The following is a 22,222-nucleotide window of genomic DNA, read 5'->3' on the forward strand; positions in this document are numbered from 1 at the left end:
TTGGCTGCTTGACGTGTGGCTACTTGACGTTCGGCTACTTCGCGTCAGGCACCGCGAGGAACGGCTCGAGGCCGGTGAGCGCTGCCGCGAGAAAGGCGTCATCATCGAGCTCGGATAGCCTCGTCGCGTTTTCGGCGGCGACCAGGCCCATCAGAACGGGTTCGCCGGTGAGCGGCATCATGTTGATCCAAACCGGAAAGTCGGCGTCTTCGCCCACGATGGTCCAGAGCCTGGCCGACGTGTCCCAGAACGGCACGTCGAAGCGCAGCCAGATCTTATCGACCACGCCCATGCCAAGGGCGGCGATGGCACCTCGGTGAGAAAACGGCAGCGCCGGCGAGAATTCGATCGCCGCATCCTTCAGCACGCCAAGCGGCACGGTCACGATGACTCGATCGGCGGACAACGACTCACCGGTGCCGAGGCGCAGGCTCACGCCGTTGTTGTCGTGGGCCACACGGTTGACCACCTTGGAGAGCAACAGTTCGAGGCCTTCCGCATCGCTGTTGAGCAGGGTCGAGTATCCGCCGATCACGATTTGATCGTCGTCGGTACTCGCGATGTCGGTTGTGTACCAGGCCGATTGCTGGCTCGGGGTGGCCCCGGATTCGACCTTGAGTTTCGTAGCGATTTCGTACTCGAGCCAGTCGGCATCCGAGAGGCCTTCGGCGTTCGGGGTCTTCGACAGGCTGGCCTCGCCCGAATCGATCAGGGCGCGTTCGACCGAGACATCCTGCTGCTGACTGGCCGCCCAGCTGAGGGCGCCGGCTACGGCTTGAGCACCCAGCGGCGACACGTCCACGACAGCCCCGGCCCGGGTACGCACCTCTGGCGTGCGCGCGAACGGTAAGAGCCTCACCCCGAGGGCGGTCAGTTCGTCGTCCAGAAAATCCACCGACGTGCGATGCACGAACGAGGGACCCCGTTCGATCGGAAACGGCCAGTCGCCACTGACGGTGTCGATACGCCCGCCGATGCGGTCCCGCGCCTCGATGACGACCACGTTGAAGCCGTCGTCGACGAGTTGGCGAGCCGCCGTGATGCCGGCAATTCCGGCACCAATGACGGTGATGCGTTCTCCCGGGGCCGCGACGTCACGTACCTGGCTGGCCGCCAGCAGGCCAGAGGCACGCGCGCCCTGCACGGTTCCGGGCTCCTCAGCCGCGGTAGCTTCACCGGCGAAGAACACGCGGGCGTCGACGGACTGACCGAGGTCCACACGGTGCTCGGGAGTGGCTCCGACGGCGGCGTAGCTGAAGGATCCGCGGGAGAAGGGGTCGCTCGACCAGTTGGTGCGGGAGACCGTGAGCGGCTGGGGCACGATCGACGGTGTCAGCGTGGATGGTGTCACGGACGGTGATGGCACCGGCTGCGGCGTCACGCACGCTGCGAGCGCCAAGACCGAAAATCCCGACGCCGTGCCGAGCAGAAAAGTGCGCCGATTCACGATCGGTCTGTTTCAGAACGGCTGATCTCGGGCGCTCGCCCGTGGTTGTTCAGTACGGCGCCAGTCATGAGTCCAAACTACCGCAGACCGTGCGGGCTGACACTTTATCCTGAAGGTCGTTAGTCAGTCATCTGACCGACTGACCGGTGAACCGGCTGCGACCAGCCGGTACGAGCGCACCTGCCAGGGCCTCGCTCGTGAGTTGGGAGCCGGTCGCGATCCAGCCAGGGGCGACGGCGTTGGAGGTGATGCCGGCACCGGCTTCGTTGACGGCGAGGTCGAGGGCTCGGGTCAGCCCCACCAAGCGGGCCTTCGCCGCGGCGTAGGCGACATCGCCGCGACTCGCCATGATGGTTCCGCTCACGCTCGACACCGTCACAACGCTGCCCCAGCCGGCCGCGCGCGTGAAACTGGTCACGGTGCGCGTGGCGTGAAAGACCGTGGACAGGTTGCTGGCAAGGCCCCGATCCCACTCGGCGGGGCTGGTGAGAATGTCGCCGTGGCCCATCGCGGCGTCGCCGACGGCGTTGTTCACGAGAATCGTCGGCTTGTGCCCGCCCGCGGTGAGGGCCGCCTCCAGCCCCGCAGCGCCGGCGGCCGAGTCGCGGGTACAGACGATTCCAACGGCATCGAGGCCGTCGGCGGTGAGTTCTTCCGCGCGGTCGAATACCCGCGCCGTCGTTCCGGTGAGAATCACCCGGGCGCCGAGTTCACCGAGCATCCGTGCTGCAGCGAAGCCGATGCCGGTGGCGCTCCCCGCCCGGGTGACAAGCGCGGTGCGCCCGCCACCCCGTGCCCGGCGCCCCGCGCCCGACGCCCCGCGCCCGGCGCATAACTCCTGCAATTTGTGGCCGAATTTTCTGGGGCGTGTGCACATTGCAGGAGTTATGGGCGGGGCGGGGCCGCTGCCCTAGGCGGGCTGGGGCAACAACAGGAAGCCGTCGACGAGCAGCTCGCGTACCTTCGGCAGGAGTTCGACGGTGAGCGCTGCCTCGTCCGCCGCGAGCAGCTGGGCGAGAGCGCCAATGATGGCGCCGACGGCGAGGTCGCCGTCGCAGGCTCCGACCAGCCCGGCCAGGGCCGTGTCGAGGGGAACCGAGCGACCGAATCCGCTGCCCTGATGCAGGGTCATGAGCGTCGGATCCTGCTGACCGGGCCAGTAGTGGCGTTCCTCGGTGACGTCGGAGGCCACGGTGAGCCGCGTGCGCAACAGGAGCGCGTCCTCCGCTTGAACCTGCCAGTCGTGGGCGGCGAGGCACTCGGCGAGGTGCGCGCCGAGGCCGGCCGGGTTGTGGCCGAGGGCATCGGGCATCCGTTCGAGGCGACGCAGGGTGGGGGCGGCAAGACCCGCGTGAGGCAGCCGCAGCAGCAGGTAGCCGAACCCGACCCGGCGCACGCCGCGCGCGTCGAAGTCCTGTAACCAGGCGTCGTACAGCCGGTCGAAGTCGGGGCCGGGCCGGGTGCCGCCGTCGCGAATCCAGGTTTCGGCGTATTGGCCTGGCGATTGCACTTCGCGTTCGATGATCCAGGCGTCGAGTGCCGGCGAGGATGCCGCTGGTGCGGCCCCCGGGAATGTCGCGGGCGCGCCGGCCCCCGGGAGCGTCGCGGGCGTGAGCCAGCGCTCGAGCCGCTCGAAGGCATCCGTCTCGCCGTGGTATTCCCAATTGCCGAGCAGCTGCACGACGCCGCCGGGCGTGAGGTGGCTGGCGGCCCCGCGCACGACGGCCTCGACCAGCGCGTCGCCGACCATTCCGCCGTCGCGGTACTCGTAGCTCGGCACGCCCTCGGCCCGGGGGGTGATCACGAACGGCGGATTCGAGATGATGTGATCGAACTTCTCCCCCGCCACCGGCTCGAACAGGCTGCCGAACCGAAACTCGATATTGTCGATCTCGTTGAGCGTCGCGTTCAGCGCCGCGAGCTCGAGCGCCCGCACCGAGATATCGGTCGCAACGACATGCTCGGCGTTCCGGGAGGCATGCATGGCCTGGATTCCGCAGCCGGTGCCGATGTCGAGCGCGCGCTCCACCGGGTTCGGCATCATGAGTCCGCTCAGGGTGAGGGACGCCCCGCCGATGCCGAGAACATGGGTTTCGCCGAGCGCATGCCCAAGCGCCAGCTCCCCGAGATCGCTCACGATCCACCAGCTGTCGGCGCCGTGGGCGTCGATGAAGCTATACGGGCGCAGGTCGACGAGCGGGCGCACGCGCGAGTCATCGTCGGTGGCCACAAGACCAAGCTCCCGAGCGCCGGCAGCCCCGAGCGACGGCAGCGCGGCGTCGAGGTCAGCGACCGAAACCGGGTCACCGAGCAGGAACAGCCGGGCCAGGGTCGCGGCGGGCTCGTTTCGGCCGAGTTTGACAGCAAGGGCGGCGAGCGCCCGCCGGGCCGGAACCCGCTGGTTGCGGTGCAGCGCGGCATCCGCTTCGATCCCCCACAGGCCGGTCAGGCCGGGAACCGAGAAGTGGGCGGCAGCGAGGTCGGTGCGGAGGCGAGGTATGAGAGTTGCAGAAGTCACTCACCTATTCAACTCGATGAGCGGCCGGCGCCCGCACCAGTCACAGCCAGCGCATGGTGAACGCGCGGGCAACGACCTCGTTGGCCGGCGCCAACGTGAGTGAGCGCACGACGGCGTTGCGGGCGCGGAGCCGCGCACCGTGGGCGGGGCGGCCCATATTCATGTTGAATCCGGCCTGCAGGGCAGCGCGACGCCCTGCACTGCGACGGGTGCGGTCATATTTTGCCAAAACGGATGCCGCCGCCGCCGGATCGAGCAACGCCCGCTGCAGCGCCGGTGCGAGTGCAACGGCGTCGAGCCAGCCGAGATTCATGCCCTGCCCGCCGATCGGACTGATCTCGTGCGCCGCGTCCCCAACCAGCACGATGCGGCCCGCAGCGCGGGGACCGGACATCGGCCCGCCCGGAACGCGCAGCGATTTCGAATGCATGCGCCGGGCCAGCCTTTGCTGTACGGCGAACGCGCTGGCGGCCCCGAGGGGTTCGACCACACGCACCCCCGTTCGATGACGGATAAGCGCGGCCAGGTCGGCGCTGTCGGCATCCGTTGCGAGAAAATCGGTCATCGCCACCCAGCGGCGACGACCATCGGGCAGCGGAAACGACTCGACCACGCCACCGCGCTCGAAATAGAGCACCGCGCCGGCGTCGTCCGGATGCGTGCTCGTCGGGGCAGTGTCGACGAAGTCGCCCATGAGATAGGTTTCGCTGCGCCCGAGCTGCCGCCACGCGATGCCCGCCGCCTCGCGTACCCGGCTGCGCGCTCCGTCGGCCCCGATCACATAGCGAGCCTCGATCGGGCCGGAATCGGTGGACACCGCGACGGCGTCGCCGTGGTCGCGCACACCGGTCATCGTCACGCCGCTGCGATATCGTCCGGGCCGGAGCTCGTCGAACCGCGCGCGCAGCAGGGCCTCCGTCTCGTACTGCGGCAGGGCGACCACGAACGGATATCCCGGCGCTGCCCGTTCAAACGACAGCTGCCCGAGCTTACGGCCGTCGGAGCGCACCTCCCCCGCGCGAATGCGCACGGCTCGCTCAAGGAGGGCGTCGGCAACGCCGATTGCGGCGAGTGCCCGCAGCGACGGCGGGTGGATGCCGATCGCCCGCGAGCGCAGCGACGGCTGCGCACGCTGCTCGAGTACCTCGACGTCGAGCCCACCGACGGCCAGGACGCAGGCGAGCATCGTGCCCACCGGTCCCCCACCGACGATAAGCACGTCACGCATCCGATGTGCTTTCCGCCTCTGACGCCGAGTCAGGCCCTGATCGTTTGCCCGCAGGCCCTGGCGCATCCGGCGCAGGTGGCGCATCCGGCGCAGGTGGCGCTTCTTGCAGCGCGGACTCAGCCGCGGTCGTTGCCGGCTGCCTCGGAGCTTCCCAGCGCAGCTCCAACCGAGAGGGGAGGCCGCGCGACACGGTCCACTCGGCGGGCACAACCGCCCGCAATTCTTCGGCGGTATAGCTGCGTTGAATCGAGGTGAGCCCGTCGGGGCGTATGTAGGAGTGCCGAAAGAACGGCGACGTCGCCGCCGCGAACCCGAGGTAGGCGAAATTCGACCGCTCGAGGTCGGCGTGCAGCGCCCGGCGACGGGCGAGCGCCTCCGAATCCAAGAGCAACCCTTTCAGCTCGTCGACGCTCAAGTGGTGCAGCACGTGATTCGAGACCACGAAGTCGAAGCGCTCGCCGTCGGCTACGAGGTCAGAACTCAGCGCCCGCTGAAATGACAGCCCGACGATTTTCGGCTGACTGGTCGCGAACACGTGCGCGCGGGCATCCGGATCGATGCCGGTCACTTTGAGCCGCAGGCCGTCGCGCACGGCCCAGCGAGCCAGCGCCCGCGACACGTCGCCGCCCCCGGAGCCGACGTCGAGCAGTGTCATCTCGGTCGTCGTCGACAGAGCAGGGCGGATACTGCGGCGATAGATCTTCCACCAGCCAGACACGACTGCATTGACCACGCGAAAATCCTGATAGGTGCGGGTGAGCATGGCCGGGTCGCACAGCGGAGAATCCATGATTTCCACGGCCCTGTGCGCCCGCACGCGGAGCGAGGGAAGGGCCATTCAGCCCTCGATCACAGTCATCAGGCCGGACTCCACCGTGAGGCCGGGCCCGAACGCCATGGCGCAGACCCGTTCGCCATCGGCGGTGGCCGCGCCGTCGAGAATGGACTTCATCACGAACAGAATGGTCGCGCTGCTCATATTGCCGTTGGTGCGCAGAGTCTCTCGCGATGGATTCAGCTGGTCGGCGCGCAGTTCGAGCTTTGCTTCGGTCTTGTCGAGAATGCTTCGGCCGCCGGGGTGGATTGCCCAGTGCTCGATCACCGAGCTGAGCGAGGCCGGGGGCGCGAGGGTGAGAACATGGGCGGCCTCGCTACCTCCCGCAGCTGATTCGCTCGTTTCCTCGCGGAGCGGAGCCGCGAGCTGCGCGGTAATTGACGCATCGCGGGCGAACAGTGGGGCGAGGGCTCCCTCGATGTGCTCGTCGATGATGTGCGGCACATAAGTACTCAAAATCATCTCGAAGCCCTCATCGCCGATCTTCCACGCCATGTCGCCTTCGCCGACCGGGGTGATCACCGTTTCGAACAGGTCGAGGCCGAGGGCCTTCTCACCGGGCAGCGGGGCTCTGGCGCTAACGATGCCGGCGGCGGCACCGTCAGAAAATAGCGAGGAGGCAACGATGGTGTCCGGGTCGTTCGAGGTGCGCAGGTGCAGCGAGCAGAGTTCCGCGCTCACCACGAGCACGACCGCGTTCGGGTCAGCCTCGACGAACTGCTTTGCGGTGCGAAGGGCCGGCATTGCTGCGTAGCAGCCCATGAATCCCAGGTGGTAACGCTGGGTATTGGCCTTCAGCCCGAGCTCCCGCACCAGCATGTAGTCGGGGCCGGGCGCGTAGAACCCGGTGCAGGAGACGGTGACGACGTGGGTCACATCGTCGGGCCGGATGTCGGGGCAGGCGGCGAGCGCCCGGCGGCCAGCCTCAACGAAGAGTTTGGTGGCCTCGGTGATGTAGAGCTCGTTGCGCACTTTGGTGCTCGGCACCAGCAGAAGCTGCTGGCGCGCATCGAAGAAATGTGGTTCGGCCGCATCGTTGTCGATGGTGAGTTCGTCGATGACGGTGTGTCGGGTCTCGATGCCCGACACGTTGAAACTCGTGCTGACCAGCCGTTGAGCTAGTCGGCTCAGCCCCGGCTGGGCCGCGAAGATATCGCGCACCTGCTCTTGAATCAGAATCGTCGGGGGAACTACAGTCTGGATCGCTCTTAGCGTGACGGCCATGAGCCAGTGTCGCACGTGGCTCTGATTGAGTACACCCCTCGGCGATGAATCTAGTGCAGGCGGGCGAACAGCCGGGTTCCGCTGAGCGCGAGCAGCAGCCCGGCCGTCACGATGGCCGCCACTCCGCCCAGGTAGGCAATGACGGTTCCCAGCGTGCCGACGCGCTCGAACAGGCTGCTGTCCAACACGAGAGTCGCGATGAACGCCACGGCAGAGAACGCCCCACAGCCAATCGATACCCACCGAACAATGCGAACCGTCGAGTGGCGCAGCCCGGTGAATTCCCGGCGCCGGGCTGTCGGGGCCGGGGTCGCAGTACCGGCTCGCGTCACGATGCCCGGGCGCGGCCAGGCCAGAACCGCCCCGGCGAGGCACCCCCACAGGGCGACCCAGAGCAGGGCTGCGATGACGTCACTCGGTCGATGCCATTGGTTGGCGAGCGTTGCCACACCGGCCAGCACAGCGAAGGCTGTGCCCCAGCCCGCGACCATCGGGCGTAGGCGCGGGCTCGCGACCAGAAACACCACGAGAGCGGATGCCGCCGCCACCGTCGTATGCCCCGACGGGAATGAATTTCCGGCATACCCCTCGACCGCAAGGTCGGGCCGGGCCAGTATCCCGTATTTCAGCAGTTGCGCCGACGCCGTGGCCGCCGCCGCCGCGACCAGCGCAACGATCAGGGTGCGCCAGTTGCGGCGCACTCGCGCGATGATCGCAGTCAGGACCACCCCGAATACCACGGCGATATCCGGCACGGAGTCGAGCACCCGGCCAGTGAACGGCGTGATGCTGAGGCGACCGAATTCGGCGCCGTCATACGCGAGCTGGTCGGCCTCCTGGCCGGCGTGGCTGCGCACGAAGAACAGGTAGAGGCCAAAGAAGGCGAACGCGGTCAACGACGCCCCGACGAGGTACATCAGCGATCCCTGCCGGAGGGAGCTTCGCGGTAACCAATTGCGCACGGTCAAGCATGCCACGTGTTTCGGGGAGGTACGGTGTCGCCTGCGATCAGGCCGGGGCCGCAACACTAGCCCAGGCTGCACGTACCGCAAGGTCGAGACCCCCTGCCTGCCCGTCGGTGATCGCGGCCGGCTCCGTGAGGATGCGCGTCGCGTCGACGACGACGTTTACCTGGGCATGCATCCGCTTGCCGCCGCTAACGGCATCACCGATTGGAAAACCCGCGACAGCATCGCCTAACTCGTCGACGACACCGGAGAAATCGTAGCCGTTGCCGTTGCCGTAGTCGTTGCCGCCGGGCGAAACCGCCTCGTAGCGTGGTACAGCCGGGCCGCCAGCGTAGCGCCTTCACTGATCGAACGAACTTTTTCCCCATTTACCCCAGTGATGTTCGATTGATGTGTGGCGTACACCCGTTGTTCAAGAACTTCTGATCGAATAGTAGAAACAATCGTGACGACGCGCCAGATTGAGCACGCCCGCGACAAACGAATGGACGCTCTGTGAGCATTCGAACGGCTGAATTCCCCCGGCCGGACCACTTTCTGTTACATCTGAGCGACACCCACCTGCTGGCGGGGGGCTCGAAGCTTTATGGCAGCGTCAATGCTGAAATCCATCTGGCCGACCTTTTCGCCGAGGTCGAGGCCTCTGGCGCCCGCCCCGAGGCCATCGTCTTCACCGGCGATCTCGCCGACAAGGGCGAACCGGGCGCTTATGAACTGCTGCGTGCAATCGTCGAGCCGGCCGCTGAACGTCTTGGCGCCCGCGTTATCTGGGTGATGGGCAACCACGACAATCGCTCGGCGTTTCGCACTGAACTGCTCGACCAACTGCCCAGTGAATCGCCCATCGACCGGTCCTATGACCTCAATGGTTTGCGAATCATCACCCTTGATACGTCTGTTCCGGGCCACCACCACGGCGCCGTGACCAACCAGCAGCTGCTCTGGCTCGCCGAGGAACTGCGCGTGCCCGCGCCCGACGGCACCATTCTCGCCATGCACCACCCGCCGATTCCGAGCGTGCTCGACCTGGCCACCGCCGTCGAGTTGCGCGATCAGGAGCGTCTGGCCGAGGTACTGCGCGGTTCCGACGTGCGCAGCATCATCGCCGGTCACCTGCATTACTCGTCGATGGCGATGTTCGCGGGCATCCCCGTGTCGGTTTCGTCAGCGACCTGCTACACCCAGGACCTCAACGTTCCCGTCGGCGGCACCCTCGGCAGGGACGGTGCTCGCGCATTCAACCTGGTGCACGTCTTCCCGGGCACCGTGCTGCACTCCGTGGTGCCACTCGGCCAGCATCCAACGCTGGAATACGTCGATGCCGCCGAAAGCGCGCGTCGCCTGCACGCTTCCGGCGTCGAGACTACGCCGTCGGCAACTCTGCCCGCACTGCGCGAGCCCCCGATGACCAGGCCGATCCCGGTTCTGCGCTAGTCGCCGGGCTGGTCCGTTCCCACGGTGCCACGATCGGAAAGTACAGTTCCAGAAATTCGGTCACAGCGGCGCGGCGCACTTCGGTGGAGATTTCCGGGCGACTGCCGTCGTTCAGGCAGAACATGTCCTGATCGCGATGCTTGCGCAGGTGATTCATCTGTCGCAGGGCGATGCGCAGCGTCGTTTCGATATAAAGCGAGCGCGCCTGCGTCTGCGCGACCGCGCGACCAGTCATCAAGGCGTAGTAGTGATAGAGCGAGTTGGTGACCGAGATGTCGGTCGCCGAGCGGAACCGGCTGGCGGCTGTGCGGCTGAAGTCCTCGGGAAACTCCTGTTCCAGCTCAAGCAACACGCTCTTGCGCATGGGCGCCGGCGTGTGTTCGAGGTGCCGAGTGGTGACTTTGCCAAAGCGCCCCCGCAACAGCGCGCGATTCACCCGAGCGGCGTTCTCGAACCCACTGCGGGTCGGGTCGTTCTCGCCCAAACCGATACGAGTGGCTGCCTCTACGAATTTGGTCACCCCGCCCGGCGAGAAGAACAGCTCTGGACCGACCGGGCGACCGAAGAACATGTCGTCGTTCGAGTATAGAAAGTGCTCGGCCAGGCCCGGAATGTGGTGCAGCTGGCTTTCCACGGCGTGCGAATTATGAATGGGCAGCACGCTCGTGTCAACGAAGAAGTCTTCACTGCGCATGATCGTGACACGCGGATGCTCGGCCAGCCACTCCGGCGCGGGCGAATCGGTCGCGATGAAGATACGTCGAATCCACGGGGCGAACATATACACGCTCCGCAGCGCGTACTTGAGCTCGTCGATCTGGCGAAAACGGGCGTCGGAATCGTCTCCCTCGCCGATGACGTAGGCCTTCATACGCTTGGCACGTTCCCGCTGAAATTCGTCGCTCGACCCGTCGACCCAGCTGAACACAAGGTCGATGTCGAAAGAAACGTCGCTTGCGAGGTCGTCGAACATGTTCTGCAGGGTCAGCCAGGAGCGCCCATGCAGGTCGATCGTCGTTTCACGGGCTTCAGAGCGCGGCAGTCGGGTGCGCATGAGGGCGTTTTCCACGGGGGCGATTATTTCGTCTTCGCCGAAGCGCCACAATTCCAGCTGGAACGCGGTCTGGGCGCCATAGCGCAGGCGGCCGATCGGTTCGATACGCGGCCGGTAAACGCGAAACACGGAGGATTTGCGCAGCGTCATGAGAGCGCCGTCGGCAAGCAGAAATTGCTGGCTGACGTTGCCATCCTGCGGCTTGGCATAAAAGGGCTCGTTGGCGAACGCCCGGCTCAATACCTTGGTGATTTCCTTGCGTCGTTTGCGGTCGACGGCGATGACCGGCCGGTTGTGGTCGCCGCGCACAAGCAGAAAGTCGATGCCAGCAGCGGTGAGGGCGTCGTACACGGCCACGAGGTCCTTCACCATGGACTCGTGCGGCGTGTAGTGGCCGTTGATGAGGGCTATCTCGCCCTTGCGCACGACGAGATCGTCACGGTCGAAGCGACGGGTACGGGCATCCGGTGTTATCAACACCAACTCGGGTTCACTGCTGAGGGACAGGGTCGGAATCAGCCCGGTGTTGGTGGGGGGTTCAGGCTCGCTCGAGTCGAATCCGACGGAGTCGGGGCGAAAGGCGTCGGTGTCAAAAATGTCACCGTCGAAAGTATCGGCATAGCCCTGGTTGGGAGTCTCGGGTTGTGCCTTGGGGATATCGCGTGTCGCCATGGTCCTCCTTGAGAAAGTGGTGCACTCGATCGTGGACCAGCCAGGGCTGACACCGAGGAGTGCATCGAAATTGCCGGCGTGAATGATTCAGGGTGTTTCGCAGCGACGATCTTCTCGAGAAGCGACGAGGTTCTCGATGAGCGACTGGCGTTTTGTGAAACGCGGTGGCATTTGTACTTAGTGTACGTCTTGACGTTGGTAATTCGTTGCCGCGACCGGCCGCGCATGAACGGATGCTGTGGCACCCGTTCGGCCGGTTTAGCGGGGGTCAGAGCGCGGTGATACTGAAGAGGCCCCTGATCAGGGCCATCGACAAGATCGTCACCCGTTCACGAGCGAGGGTGAGCCGGTGAGGCCGGCCGGGCGGCGGCCGAACGCGTCGTGCGTGACCTTGCGGGCTGCGGTGAATCCGGCCCAGATGTTGATTTCGGAAACCATGACGGTTCTTTCTCCGGTTTCCCGGATATGGGACGGGTTCCCCGCCGTCAGTGCGTGGGCGCCGAACCGGGGTGTTGCCGTTCGGCCACAATGCGAGCGATCAGGTCGGTCGTCGCGGCCGGCATTGGTAGCTCGCCCGGTTCGGTCACCGGCAGCTGGCAGACGAAATCGCGGCAGAGATACGCGGTGGGCAGGCCGCTCGGCGCGGTGCGCTGGTCGAACAAGGCAAAGCCGGCGGCGGCGAAGGCCCGGGCCTGCGCCTCTGAAACGGATGCGACGACGTGCGCTGGATGCCGCCGCGCGAGATCGGGGAGAGTGACGGGGCGCGGTGTGACGGTCTGCTGGTTTTCGTCGCTTCGGTCGGGCGAGACGATAACGAGTTGCTCGATCGGGGTGCTCAGTTCGTCGAACAGGTGCAGTGCGGCGCCGAAGGCGAGCGGTTGCTGTGGCGCGAGTGAGGCCACCAGACTGAGGCCGGCCTGCGCGGCCCGGCGATAGCGATCGTCGCCGGTGAGGCGGTACAGCAGCACGGCGGCGTCGGCGCTCGCGGACAGTCCGGACGGGTAGGCACCTTCGGAGGGATCGACGGCGCTGACCAGCCCTTGCGCCCTGAGCACCGGATCCGCGCCGTGTGGCGGGCGGAAAACGGCGGATTGGTGCGTGCCACTGGCTCCGGCCCGAGCCGCTGATTGCGACGATTCGGCGGCGGAAGGGGCGTTTGATATCGTGCTGTCGAGCAGGCGGCGAGCCCGGCTGGCGTAGGTCACATCGCCGGTGACGAGTGCGAGTTCGAGGAGCCCCCGTGAGTACATGCCGTAGTCCTCCAGCGTGGCTTTGGCCGCTGACGTGCGGCCGGAGACAGCCCGACCGGCAGCAGTAGCGTCGGCAGCGATATCATCGGCAGCAGAGGCGTCGGCAGCGATACCGTCGGCAGCAGTACCGTCGTGGGCGGTGCGGTGCGCTTGGACCCGGGCTGCGTCTACACCGGCAACAGAGGCGCGCACGAGGGTACCGTCGGCGCGCTCGTGTTGCTCGTGCAGGTACTCAGCGGCACGACGGGCGGCGCTGATGAGGTCGGGGCGGTCGAAGACGAAACCGGCCCGGGCCAGGGCCTGGATGGCGAGGCCGTTCCAGCCAGTCAGCACCTTCTCGTCCAGTGCGGGAGGAATTTGCCGCTGGCGCTCACTCGCCTCGAGCGCGTAGTAGCCACCCTCGACCCGCACGCCATCAACCGTGCTCTCAGAGTCTTGCGCGCTGGCGAACCCGCCGCTCGGGAGCTGCATCACATCAGTGAGAAAACCTGCGACGCCCTCGGCCACGTGGCGAGCCCACGCCCCGCCGGTGAGCATCCAGGCGCGGGTGTAGAGGCCGAGCAGTTGAGCGTTGTCGTAGAGCATACGTTCGTAGTGCGGATCGCTCCAATCCCGGTTGACCGCGTAGCGAAAGAAGCCACCCTCGATCGGGTCCCTCAGCGGGGATGCACCCATGATCTTGAGCGTGCGCAGCGCAAGGTCGGTGCCGTCGCTTGGGGCCGCGCTACTCGGCGCGGCGTCGGGATCGGGCTCGGGCGCGGACGCGGACGCGGACGCCCTGCCGTGCCCGAGCAGAAAGGAGAGCGTCGGCGACGCCGGAAACTTCGGCGCGCCGCCGAAGCCGCCGAAAAGGGTGTCTTCGAAGCCGACGAGCTCCGCGACGGCGTGGTCGAGTTCTTCCGCGCTGGGTCGGGCGTCATCCGCGGAACCGTCCGCGCCGACCGACTCCGACCCCGCGGCAAGCTGCCGAGCCGATTCGGCGAGCACTTCCGCTACGCGAGCTGCGCCCGCCGTCACCTCCTCGCGGCGGGTGAGCCAGGCATCCGTCACCGCGGACAGTACGTCGCGAAATGATGGATGTCCCGGCTGACCGACCGGGGGAAAATACGTTCCGGCATGGAAGGCCTGCCCGTCGGGTGTGACGAACACGTTGAGTGGCCAGCCAAGGCCCTGCACGAAGGCGCTCGCGGCCGCGAGATAGCTCGCGTCGACATCGGGGTGTTCCTCGCGGTCCACCTTGATGCTCACGAAGTGCTCGTTGAGATAGTCGGCGATGTCTGGATCGCTGAAGCTTTCCCTGGCCATCACGTGGCACCAGTGGCAGGTCGAGTATCCAATCGATACGAGAACGGGCAGATCACGTTTTTTTGCCTCGACGAAGGCTTCGATGCCCCAGCTGTGCCAGTGCACCGGGTTTTCTGAGTGGGAACGCAGGTACGGACTGACGGCATCAACTAGGTGGTTGGGCATTCTTCCATTGTGCTCCGACCGCGCAGATTAGGGTACCCGCGCTCGGTCGCTACCTCAGCAAACGTGACGATAAATTAGCACACTGTAGCGAAAAATATTCTGGTGATGAATCAGAAATCCAATCATGTGCTCGCACAATATACCGTCGGACAATTTCATCTAGAAAAAATCGACATGAAATGTTTATTTGACAATCAAAACTTTGTTCGGGCAGGCTATCCCCGGATGCTTCGTGGTTCTCGTGTGGATTGGAGAAAGAGCGTCGAAATGGCGCGAGCGTGGCAACGACCCAGGAGACCCTGCAAGTGATGCGGGAGGGTATTACCGCCCAACGCGACGTTACAGAACAGTTGCGACTGATTGAGAGCCGGTTCAAGGCGATGGAGAAGACGCTCAACGACGTAGCGTAAGCGCTTGGGCGCGGCGATGCACCCGCACCCAGACGATGAACCCGATGACGGTGAACGCCCCGTAGAACAGGTACAGCACGGCGGAGGCGTAGTAGCCGGCGCTGATCAATAGCGGCACCCCGACGATGTCGACGGCCACCCAGATGAGCCAGAATTCGGTCCAGCCCTTGGCCATGCCGTAGGTCGCCAGCAGGGAGCCGGTGAAGATCCAGGCATCCGCCCAGACCGGCTCGAAGGAGCCGAGCGCGCGAAAGATCGGGGTGAGCACCAGCGTGCCAGCGACGAGGCCGAGACCCAGCAGAACACGCGTGCGATTGCTGGCCCAGTGTGGCACGACGGCCACTTGAACCGCGGAGTCGCGGCTGCGGCGCCACTGCACCCAACCAAAGATCGACACAACGATGAACATGATCTGGCGGCCAGCCTGCCCGAGCAGGTTCACCGGGTTGGGTGTACCGAAAACGGCGCCGAGGAACACGGTGAACAGCAGCGCATTGCCGATAATGCCCACCGGCCAGGCCCAGATCTTGCGACGCATGCCGCCGACCGCGCTCGCGATTCCGAACGCATTGCCGACGACCTCGCGCCAGAGAATGGTCTGGGTGCCGATCTGCAACTGGGCGTCGAACAGCCATTCAATCGGATTCATGGGATCTTTCTGCCTATCGGCGCAGACGCGCGCACCCGCGCCTCATAAAAACGCAACGCATCCCAATGTACGCCGCTGGCGGGTCGAATCCGGCCGGGCACACGGCCGTGGCCCCACCGACCATGAGTCGGCGGGGCCACGGCCTCACATGCATGCTGCGTACTAGTTAACCTCGTTGGGGTGCGCCGAGACGCGGCCGACGCGCTCCAGGGCGGAGATCATGGCGACCTCGGTGTGGGTGAGTTCGAAGTCGAAGACGTTGAAGTTCTCGGTCATGCGCTCCACCCGGTTCGACTTGGGGAACAGAATGTTGCCGACCTGCAGGTGCCAACGAATGACGACCTGTGCGGGCGACTTGCCGTGCGCGTCGGCAGCATCCGCTACTACTTGTTCCTCGAACAGCGGGTACTTGCCCTGGCCGAGCGGGCCCCACGCTTCGATTTTGATGCCATTCTCGCGGGCGAAAGCGCTGACTTCTGGCTGCTGGTGGGCCGGGTGCAGCTCGATCTGGTTGATGGCCGGCACGATGCTCGTCTCATGCAGCAGGCGGTCAAGGTGTGGCACCAGAAAGTTCGAGACGCCGATGGAGCGGGCCCGGCCAGACTCCTGAATCTTCTCGAGAGCTCTCCAGCTCTCGACGAATTTGTCGTTGGCCGGGGCCGGCCAGTGGATCAGGTAGAGGTCGACGTAATCGAGGCCGAGCTTCTCGAGACTCTCCTCGAACGCATCGAAGGCCGACTGGGTGCCCTGACGGTCGTTCCAGAGCTTGGTGGTGATGAACAGCTCGGAGCGGTCGATGTTGGAGGAAGCGAGGGCCTTGCCCACGCCCTCCTCGTTGCCGTAGACGGAGGCGGTGTCGATGTGGCGGTAGCCGACCGAGAGCGCGTCGGCCACGATGCGGGTGGTTTCGTCGGGTTCGACCTTGAACACGCCGAAACCGAGCTGCGGAATCGTGTGGCCGTCGTTGAGGGTGATGGTGGGAACAGATTTCGTCATCCCAGCAGCCTATTGGCTGGTGTTCTGCATCAACCCCCGTGAACACCTAATGTTCACTCACCGCGAAAGCAGCGATGCAGCCGACGTAATATTAAGTCTTCATGGAAACGCTGAATATCACCTTCCCGCCCGAACTGCCGGTCAGCCAGCGTCGGGACGACATCGCCCGCGCGATTCGCGATAACCAGGTCGTGATCGTCGCCGGGTCGACCGGGTCGGGCAAGACCACTCAGTTGCCCAAGATCTGTCTGGAGCTCGGCCGCAAGAACATCGGCCACACCCAGCCGCGCCGGCTCGCCGCGCGCACCATCGCCGAACGGATCGCCGAGGAGCTCGGGCAGGAAGTCGGGCAACTGGTCGGCTACCAGGTGCGGTTCACCGACAAGGTCGGCGCCGACACCCGCATCAAGTTGATGACCGACGGCATCCTCTTGAATGAGATTCACCGCGACCGCATGCTACGCAAGTACGACACGATCATCATTGACGAGGCGCACGAACGCAGCCTCAACATCGACTTTCTACTCGGCTACCTGCGGCAGTTGCTGCCCAAACGCCCCGATCTCAAGCTCATCATCACCTCGGCCACCATCGACCCGGCCAGTTTCGCGAAGCACTTCGCCGCCGCCGACGGCACCCCGGCACCGGTCGTCGAAGTGTCTGGCCGCACCTTTCCGGTCGAAATTCGCTACCGACCACTCGTCGCCGAGCCGGGAATCGACGACGATGACGACACGACCGACTCCGCTCCCCCGGTTGACCGCGACTACATCGAGGGCATCACCGCGGCTCTTGACGAGCTTGAACGGGAGTCGAACGGCGACGTTCTCGTCTTTCTTTCCGGCGAGACCGAGATTCGCGACGCCGCCGACGCGCTGCAGGGCAAGTACGCCTCCTCGGCCAGCCGTAACCCGACCGAGGTGTTGCCGCTTTACGGCCGTCTGTCGTCGGCCGACCAGCATCGGGTGTTCCAGCCGTCGACCGTGGCGGGGGTGAAACGACGCATCGTGCTCGCGACCAACGTGGCCGAAACCAGCCTGACCGTGCCGGGCATCCGCTATGTCATCGACGCGGGAACCGCGCGCATCAGCCGCTACAGCGTGCGCTCCAAGGTGCAACGACTACCGATCGAAGCGATCTCACAGGCCTCCGGTAACCAACGCAGCGGCCGCAGCGGGCGCACCAGCGACGGCATCGCGATTCGGCTGTACTCCGAAGAAGACTATATGCGCCGCCCGGAATATACCGAGCCCGAGATTTTGCGCACGAACCTCGCCGCCGTCATTTTGCAGATGATCTCGCTCGGCCTCGGCGACATCGCCTCGTTCCCGTTCCTGACTCCGCCGGACAGCCGCAATATCAAGGACGGCCTTGACCTGCTCGCCGAACTCGGCGCCATCGAGGCCGCGGGCACCGGGCGCACCAAGAGCGGTCGCGGCGCTGCCCGCGGTGAAACGGATGCCGCGGCGCCAGCCGTCACCACCGGCCCGGCCACCCCGCGCCTCACCCGTATCGGCCAGCAACTCGCGCAACTGCCGATCGACCCGCGCTTTGGCCGCATGGTGATCGAATCGAAGACGCAGGGCACCAGCCGGGAGGTCATGGCGATCGTGGCCGGACTCACCATCCAGGACCCGCGGGAGCGCCCGCTCGAGCGTCGCGCCCAGGCTGACCAGTTCCATGCCCGGTTCGCCGACCCCACGAGCGACTTTCTCAGCCTGCTCAACCTCTGGAACTACCTCGAGAAGCAGCAGTCCGAACTGGGTTCGAGTGCCTTTCGACGCCTGTGCAAGAACGAATACCTCAACTACCTGCGGGTGCGCGAGTGGCAGGACGTGCTGCGGCAGTTGCGCCAGCTGGCCAAGCCGCTCGGCCTGCACCTCGGTGAGCCGAGCGCGAACCCCGACGGCGTCCACCGTTCACTGCTCGCTGGGCTGCTCTCGCACATCGGCCTGAAAGACGTCGCGAAGAAGGACTACGTCGGCGCTCGAGCGCAGCGCTTTGTGCTCTTTCCCGGATCGACCCTGGCCAAGAAGCAGCCGAACGCGGTCATGAGCGCCGAACTGGTCGAGACCAGCCGGCTGTTCGCCCGCATGAACGCGGTCGTCGATCCAGCCTGGGCGGAACCGCTTGCCGGCAACCTGTGCAAGCGCAGCTACTCCGAACCGCACTGGGAGATGAAGCAGGGCGCCGCCGTGGTCTACGAACGAGTGACGCTGTACGGCGTGCCGATCGTGGCGCGCCGTCGGGTGCAGTTCTCGCGGATCGACGCGGCCTACGCCCGCGAGCTGTTCATTCGGCACGCGCTGGTCGCCGGGGAGTGGGACCGTGCCTCGGGGCCGCAATCGCCTGCGGCGGAGAAGGAAGCGGATCGCGGCGGTCGCGGGCCGTCGCGCAACGAACGCGTCGGCATCTCGGTCGATGGCAGCACAGCGTCGAGTGGGCGCGGTTCCGGCCGATCAGACGGCGCGCCCGCCGTCGGCTCGAGCGCGAGCCGTGGCGGACGGCCCGGCCAAACGGGAGACCCCGGCATGTGGGCGTTTGAACGCGCCAATGCACGGCTGCGGGAGGAACTGGCCGAGCTGGAGGAACGCACCCGGCGCCGGGACATCCTCTTTGATGACGAAGCCGTCTTCGACTTCTACCAGCGTCGTATTCCAGCCGAGGTGTCATCGACCAAGAGCTTCGAGGGCTGGTGGCGTACGGCCAGGTTCGACACCCCCGACCTGCTCACGATGACCGCCGACGCCCTCGTGGCCGAGGACTCCCCCGAAATCGACGAGGGACTCTTTCCGCCGAGCTGGCAGCAGGGCGACCAGCGCCTGAACCTTGGTTACCGCTTCGAGCCCGGCGAAGAAGATGACGGAGTGACCGTGCGTATTCCGCTCGCGTTACTGGCCCGCCTGTCACCGAACGGTTTCGACTGGCAGGTGCCCGGCCTTCGCGCCGAACTCGTGACGGCCATGATCAAGTCGCTGCCGAAAAGTATCCGGCGTAATGTCGTCCCCGCTGCCGACTGGGCCGCGCGGCTGCTGGGCGAACTGCCCGGCGAGCCCGGCATCGTCGAGGCCTTGCCGACAGCGGTGCCCGAAGCATCGTTCGCCGAGACGCTCGCGGCACTGATTCAGAAACTCACCTACGTGCCGGTCAGCATGCGCGATTTCGAGCTCGACCGACTTCCCGCGCACCTGCGCATGACCTTCGTCGTCACCGACGAGCGCGGTCGCACGGTCGCCGCCGACAAGGACCTCGCCGACCTGCAACGCCGGCTTGGCACCCGGGTGCGCGAGAGCGTCGCGAAGGCGACGAGCGCCGCTGCGCCGAGCAACGCGATCGAGCGCGGTGGCCTCACGACCTGGGACCTCGGTGAACTCCCCCGCTTTCTGGACACCAAGCAGGGTAACAATACGATTCGCGGGTATCCGACGCTCGTCGATGATGGGGCATCCGTTTCTATTCGCATGATGAGCACCGAGCTGGAGCAGGCCCGCGCTCTGCCCCGCGGCGTGCGCCGGCTGCTGCTGCTCGCGACGCCGTCACCCGCCGCGTACGTACAGCAGCACCTCACCGCCGCCGAAAAGCTCAGCCTCGCGACGAGCCCATACAAAACCACGCAGGCCCTGTTTGAGGATTGCCTGGCCGCCGCGGTCGACGACGTATTGTTTCGGGTGCGCCCCGACGGCCAGGTGTTCATGAAGGCGGAGTTCGACACCATCCGTGACCGGGTGTCCGGGGTGGTGATGGATTCCATGTTCGAAACGGTCGGATTGGTCGCCCGCATCCTCACCGCGCAGCGCCTGGCTGATAAGGCGCTCAAGGCCGCAACCAGCATGGCGCTGCTGCCGGGAATCAGCGATGCCCGCCAGCAGCTCACCGCCCTGGTCTATCCCGGCTTCGTCAGCGAAACCGGTCTCGCCCAGCTGCGCCACCTGCCGCGCTACCTCGGTGGCATCAGCGCCCGGGTACCCAAACTCGTCGACAACCCGAGCCGCGACCGGGTCTGGATGAACGAAACCCAGGCGGCCACCACCCGGTTCGAGAACGCTGGCGGTACCATGCCGCTCCAAGCGGATGCCGCGGCATCCGTTCTGCGCGCCCGCTGGATGATCGAGGAGCTGCGCATCAGCCTGTTCGCGCAGGAGCTCAGGGCTGCGGAGCCCGTCTCGCTGCAGCGCATTCAGAAGGCGCTCGCCGGATAGTTAGCGCTCCAGGCCCACCTTATGAACCCGGGCCCAGTCTATAAACTGGGCCCGGGGACGGGGCCCGGGCCCCGTCCGGTGGTGCAAGTGCGGGTGCAAGTGCGGGTGCGGGGCTAGAGCACCTTGGAAAGGAAGGCCTGGGTGCGGTGGTGCTGCGGGTTGGCGAGCACCTCGGTGGGCACGCCGCTCTCGACGACGACTCCGCCGTCCATGAAGACCAGCGAATCGGCGACCTCGCGGGCAAAACCCATCTCATGGGTGACCACGATCATGGTCATGCCGTCGCGGGCCAGGCCCTGCATGACGTCGAGCACCTCGCCGACGAGCTCGGGGTCGAGCGCGCTGGTGGGCTCGTCGAACAGCATGAGCTTGGGCTCCATCGCCAGGGCGCGGGCGATCGCGACCCGCTGCTGCTGGCCGCCGGAGAGGTGCGCCGGGTAGTAGTCAGCGCGTTCGGCGAGACCGACCCGTGCCAGTAGAGCCCGGGCGTTGGCCTCGACCCCGGCCTTCGACAGGCCCTTGACCCGGATGGGTGCCTCCATCACGTTCTCCAGAGCGGTCATGTGTGGAAACAGGTTGAACCGCTGGAACACCATGCCGATGTCCCGGCGCTGCCGGGCCGCTTCCCTCGGGTGCATCTCGTAGAGCTTGTCATTGGTCTCGCGGTAGCCGATGAGCTCTCCGTCGACGCTGAGCCGCCCGGACGAGACGACTTCGAGATGGTTGATGCACCGCAGAAAGGTGGACTTGCCCGAACCGCTGGGGCCGACCAGGCACATGACCTCGCCGCGCTTGACCTCGAGCGAGATGCTCTTGAGCACCTCGTTGGAGCCGAAGCTCTTGGAGACGCGGTCGGCGACGACCATGGGTGTGTCGAGCATCAGCGATCTCCCTGGGGCGGGTCGGTGGGGGGCAGCACCACGGTGGGTTGGCCGCTGCCGACGACCGGGGTGGCCCCCGTGAGCGACGCGGCCGCGTCATCCGCTTTCTTGTCTGGGCGACGGTCGCCAATACCGCGGGCGAACCGCTTTTCGAGGAAGTACTGGCCGACCATGAGAATAGACGTGAAGAACAGGTACCAGATCGACGCGACGATGAGCATCGGCACTGTTTCGAAGGTCACTGCGGCGATGTCGCGGGAACGTGTGTAGAGCTCGAGGGTGAACGGAATGGCCGTCACCAGCGAGGTGGTCTTGAGCATCGAGATGACCTCGTTGCCGGCCGGCGGAATGATCACTCGCATCGACTGGGGAACGATGATGCGCACCATGGTCTGGAACCAGCTCATACCGAGCGCGGTCGCCGCTTCTTCCTGCCCGCTGTCGACCGAGAGCAGGCCGGCGCGCACAATCTCGGCCATATAGGCCGCCTCGTTCAGGGCCAGTCCCACGATGGCGAGAATGAACGCGCTCAGCGCGACGCGGGTCGGAAAAGACACCCACGGTTCGGTGAAGGGCAACCCGATGTCGATGGTCTGGTAGATCGTACCGATCAGGCCCCAGAATGCGAGTTGAACGTACACCGGGGTACCACGGAAGATCCAGAGATAGACCCAGGCGATACTGCTGACGACCGTGTTGGGTGAGAGCCGCATGATGGCGAGGGTCACTCCGAGGATGATCGCGATGACCATGGAGTAGACCGTCAGTTGCAGGGTGATGAACGCCGCCTGCGAGATGCGCTGGTCGAACAGGTACTTGCCGACCGCCGGCCAGTCGTAGGCCGGGCGCATCGCCGCATCGGCGACGAACAGCGCAACGATGAGCAGTAACACGACCGCGAAGATGTTGCGCCATGGGTGGCGCAGGCGGATGGCCTTGATACCGGGCTCGGTCTCGACGCCGGTCTCGGTCATGTGAGTCATGATG

Annotated in this window: 17 protein-coding genes; 3 read left to right on the plus strand and 14 right to left on the minus strand. The window is 65.8% G+C overall.

What is annotated here, in order from left to right:
• Window positions 1–34: 34 nt before the first annotated feature.
• The 8 genes from CXY83_RS15630 to CXY83_RS18400 all read right to left on the minus strand — a co-directional run bounded on the left by CXY83_RS15630 (window position 35) and on the right by CXY83_RS18400 (window position 8,395).
• The gene (locus CXY83_RS15630; protein WP_104198237.1) at window positions 35–1,447 is read right to left on the minus strand and encodes an NAD(P)/FAD-dependent oxidoreductase; all 1,413 of its coding nucleotides are present in this window, start codon (window positions 1,445–1,447) and stop codon (window positions 35–37) included.
• Between the two features lie 127 nt (window positions 1,448–1,574).
• Window positions 1,575–2,324: an SDR family NAD(P)-dependent oxidoreductase gene (locus CXY83_RS15635; protein WP_104198238.1), complete on the minus strand. Its 750-nt coding sequence runs from the start codon at window positions 2,322–2,324 to the stop codon at window positions 1,575–1,577.
• Between the two features lie 33 nt (window positions 2,325–2,357).
• On the minus strand, window positions 2,358–3,965 hold the full coding sequence (locus tag CXY83_RS15640) for a methyltransferase (RefSeq protein ID WP_104198239.1): 1,608 nt from the start codon (window positions 3,963–3,965) through the stop codon (window positions 2,358–2,360).
• Window positions 3,966–4,005: 40 nt separating this feature from the next.
• Complete coding sequence (locus CXY83_RS15645; RefSeq protein ID WP_104198240.1) at window positions 4,006–5,193, minus strand: NAD(P)/FAD-dependent oxidoreductase; 1,188 nt, start codon at window positions 5,191–5,193, stop codon at window positions 4,006–4,008.
• The gene (locus tag CXY83_RS15650; protein ID WP_104198241.1) at window positions 5,186–6,031 is read right to left on the minus strand and encodes a class I SAM-dependent methyltransferase; all 846 of its coding nucleotides are present in this window, start codon (window positions 6,029–6,031) and stop codon (window positions 5,186–5,188) included. Before CXY83_RS15650 ends, CXY83_RS15645 begins: the two co-directional genes overlap by 8 nt.
• Window positions 6,032–7,252, minus strand: a complete 1,221-nt coding sequence (locus CXY83_RS15655) for a type III polyketide synthase (RefSeq protein ID WP_104198242.1) — start codon at window positions 7,250–7,252, stop codon at window positions 6,032–6,034.
• A gap of 50 nt (window positions 7,253–7,302) precedes the next feature.
• A complete protein-coding gene (locus CXY83_RS15660; RefSeq protein ID WP_104198243.1) occupies window positions 7,303–8,169 on the minus strand; it encodes a phosphatase PAP2 family protein in 867 nt (288 codons plus the stop codon).
• 91 nt (window positions 8,170–8,260) lie between these two features.
• Entirely contained in the window at window positions 8,261–8,395 is a 135-nt protein-coding gene (locus CXY83_RS18400; protein ID WP_255408785.1) for a hypothetical protein, read from the minus strand.
• Window positions 8,396–8,715: 320 nt separating this feature from the next.
• Between CXY83_RS18400 and CXY83_RS15665 the strand changes: the two genes are divergently transcribed.
• Window positions 8,716–9,654 carry a phosphodiesterase gene (locus CXY83_RS15665; protein ID WP_104198244.1) on the plus strand — a complete coding sequence of 313 codons (939 nt, stop codon included), beginning with the start codon at window positions 8,716–8,718 and terminating at the stop codon, window positions 9,652–9,654.
• Here the strand turns inward: CXY83_RS15665 and CXY83_RS15670 are convergent.
• Together CXY83_RS15670 and CXY83_RS15675 are read right to left on the minus strand one after the other, a co-directional pair.
• Window positions 9,584–11,380 carry a stealth family protein gene (locus tag CXY83_RS15670; RefSeq protein WP_104198245.1) on the minus strand — a complete coding sequence of 599 codons (1,797 nt, stop codon included), beginning with the start codon at window positions 11,378–11,380 and terminating at the stop codon, window positions 9,584–9,586. The two genes, CXY83_RS15665 and CXY83_RS15670, sit on opposite strands and share 71 nt — an antisense overlap.
• 485 nt (window positions 11,381–11,865) lie before the next feature.
• Window positions 11,866–14,100, minus strand: coding sequence for a thioredoxin domain-containing protein (locus CXY83_RS15675; protein ID WP_104198246.1), 2,235 nt, complete (start codon window positions 14,098–14,100; stop codon window positions 11,866–11,868).
• Between the two features lie 278 nt (window positions 14,101–14,378).
• On the opposite strand from CXY83_RS15675, the gene CXY83_RS18405 reads away from it, so the two are divergent.
• Window positions 14,379–14,510, plus strand: a complete 132-nt coding sequence (locus CXY83_RS18405; RefSeq protein ID WP_255408786.1) for a hypothetical protein — start codon at window positions 14,379–14,381, stop codon at window positions 14,508–14,510.
• Here CXY83_RS18405 and pnuC read toward each other — a convergent pair.
• Window positions 14,494–15,159 (minus strand): nicotinamide riboside transporter PnuC, encoded by a 666-nt coding sequence (gene pnuC / locus CXY83_RS15680; protein WP_104198247.1) that lies wholly within the window; start codon window positions 15,157–15,159, stop codon window positions 14,494–14,496. The two genes, CXY83_RS18405 and pnuC, sit on opposite strands and share 17 nt — an antisense overlap.
• Before the next feature lie 162 nt (window positions 15,160–15,321).
• Window positions 15,322–16,155, minus strand: coding sequence for an aldo/keto reductase (locus CXY83_RS15685; protein WP_104198248.1), 834 nt, complete (start codon window positions 16,153–16,155; stop codon window positions 15,322–15,324).
• Window positions 16,156–16,256: 101 nt separating this feature from the next.
• Here CXY83_RS15685 and hrpA point away from each other — a divergent pair, with 101 nt between their 5' ends.
• A complete protein-coding gene (hrpA, locus tag CXY83_RS18250) occupies window positions 16,257–20,354 on the plus strand; it encodes an ATP-dependent RNA helicase HrpA (protein WP_233201004.1) in 4,098 nt (1,365 codons plus the stop codon).
• Window positions 20,355–20,467: 113 nt separating this feature from the next.
• On the opposite strand, the gene CXY83_RS15700 is transcribed toward hrpA, so the two are convergent.
• A complete protein-coding gene (locus CXY83_RS15700) occupies window positions 20,468–21,220 on the minus strand; it encodes an amino acid ABC transporter ATP-binding protein (protein WP_158251920.1) in 753 nt (250 codons plus the stop codon).
• Window positions 21,221–21,234: 14 nt separating this feature from the next.
• Complete coding sequence (locus CXY83_RS15705; protein WP_369831173.1) at window positions 21,235–22,218, minus strand: amino acid ABC transporter permease; 984 nt, start codon at window positions 22,216–22,218, stop codon at window positions 21,235–21,237.
• Window positions 22,219–22,222 lie beyond the last annotated feature (4 nt).

The organism is Cryobacterium sp. M15 (assembly GCF_002929675.1).
GTDB classification, from domain to species: Bacteria; Actinomycetota; Actinomycetes; order Actinomycetales; family Microbacteriaceae; genus Cryobacterium; species Cryobacterium lyxosi.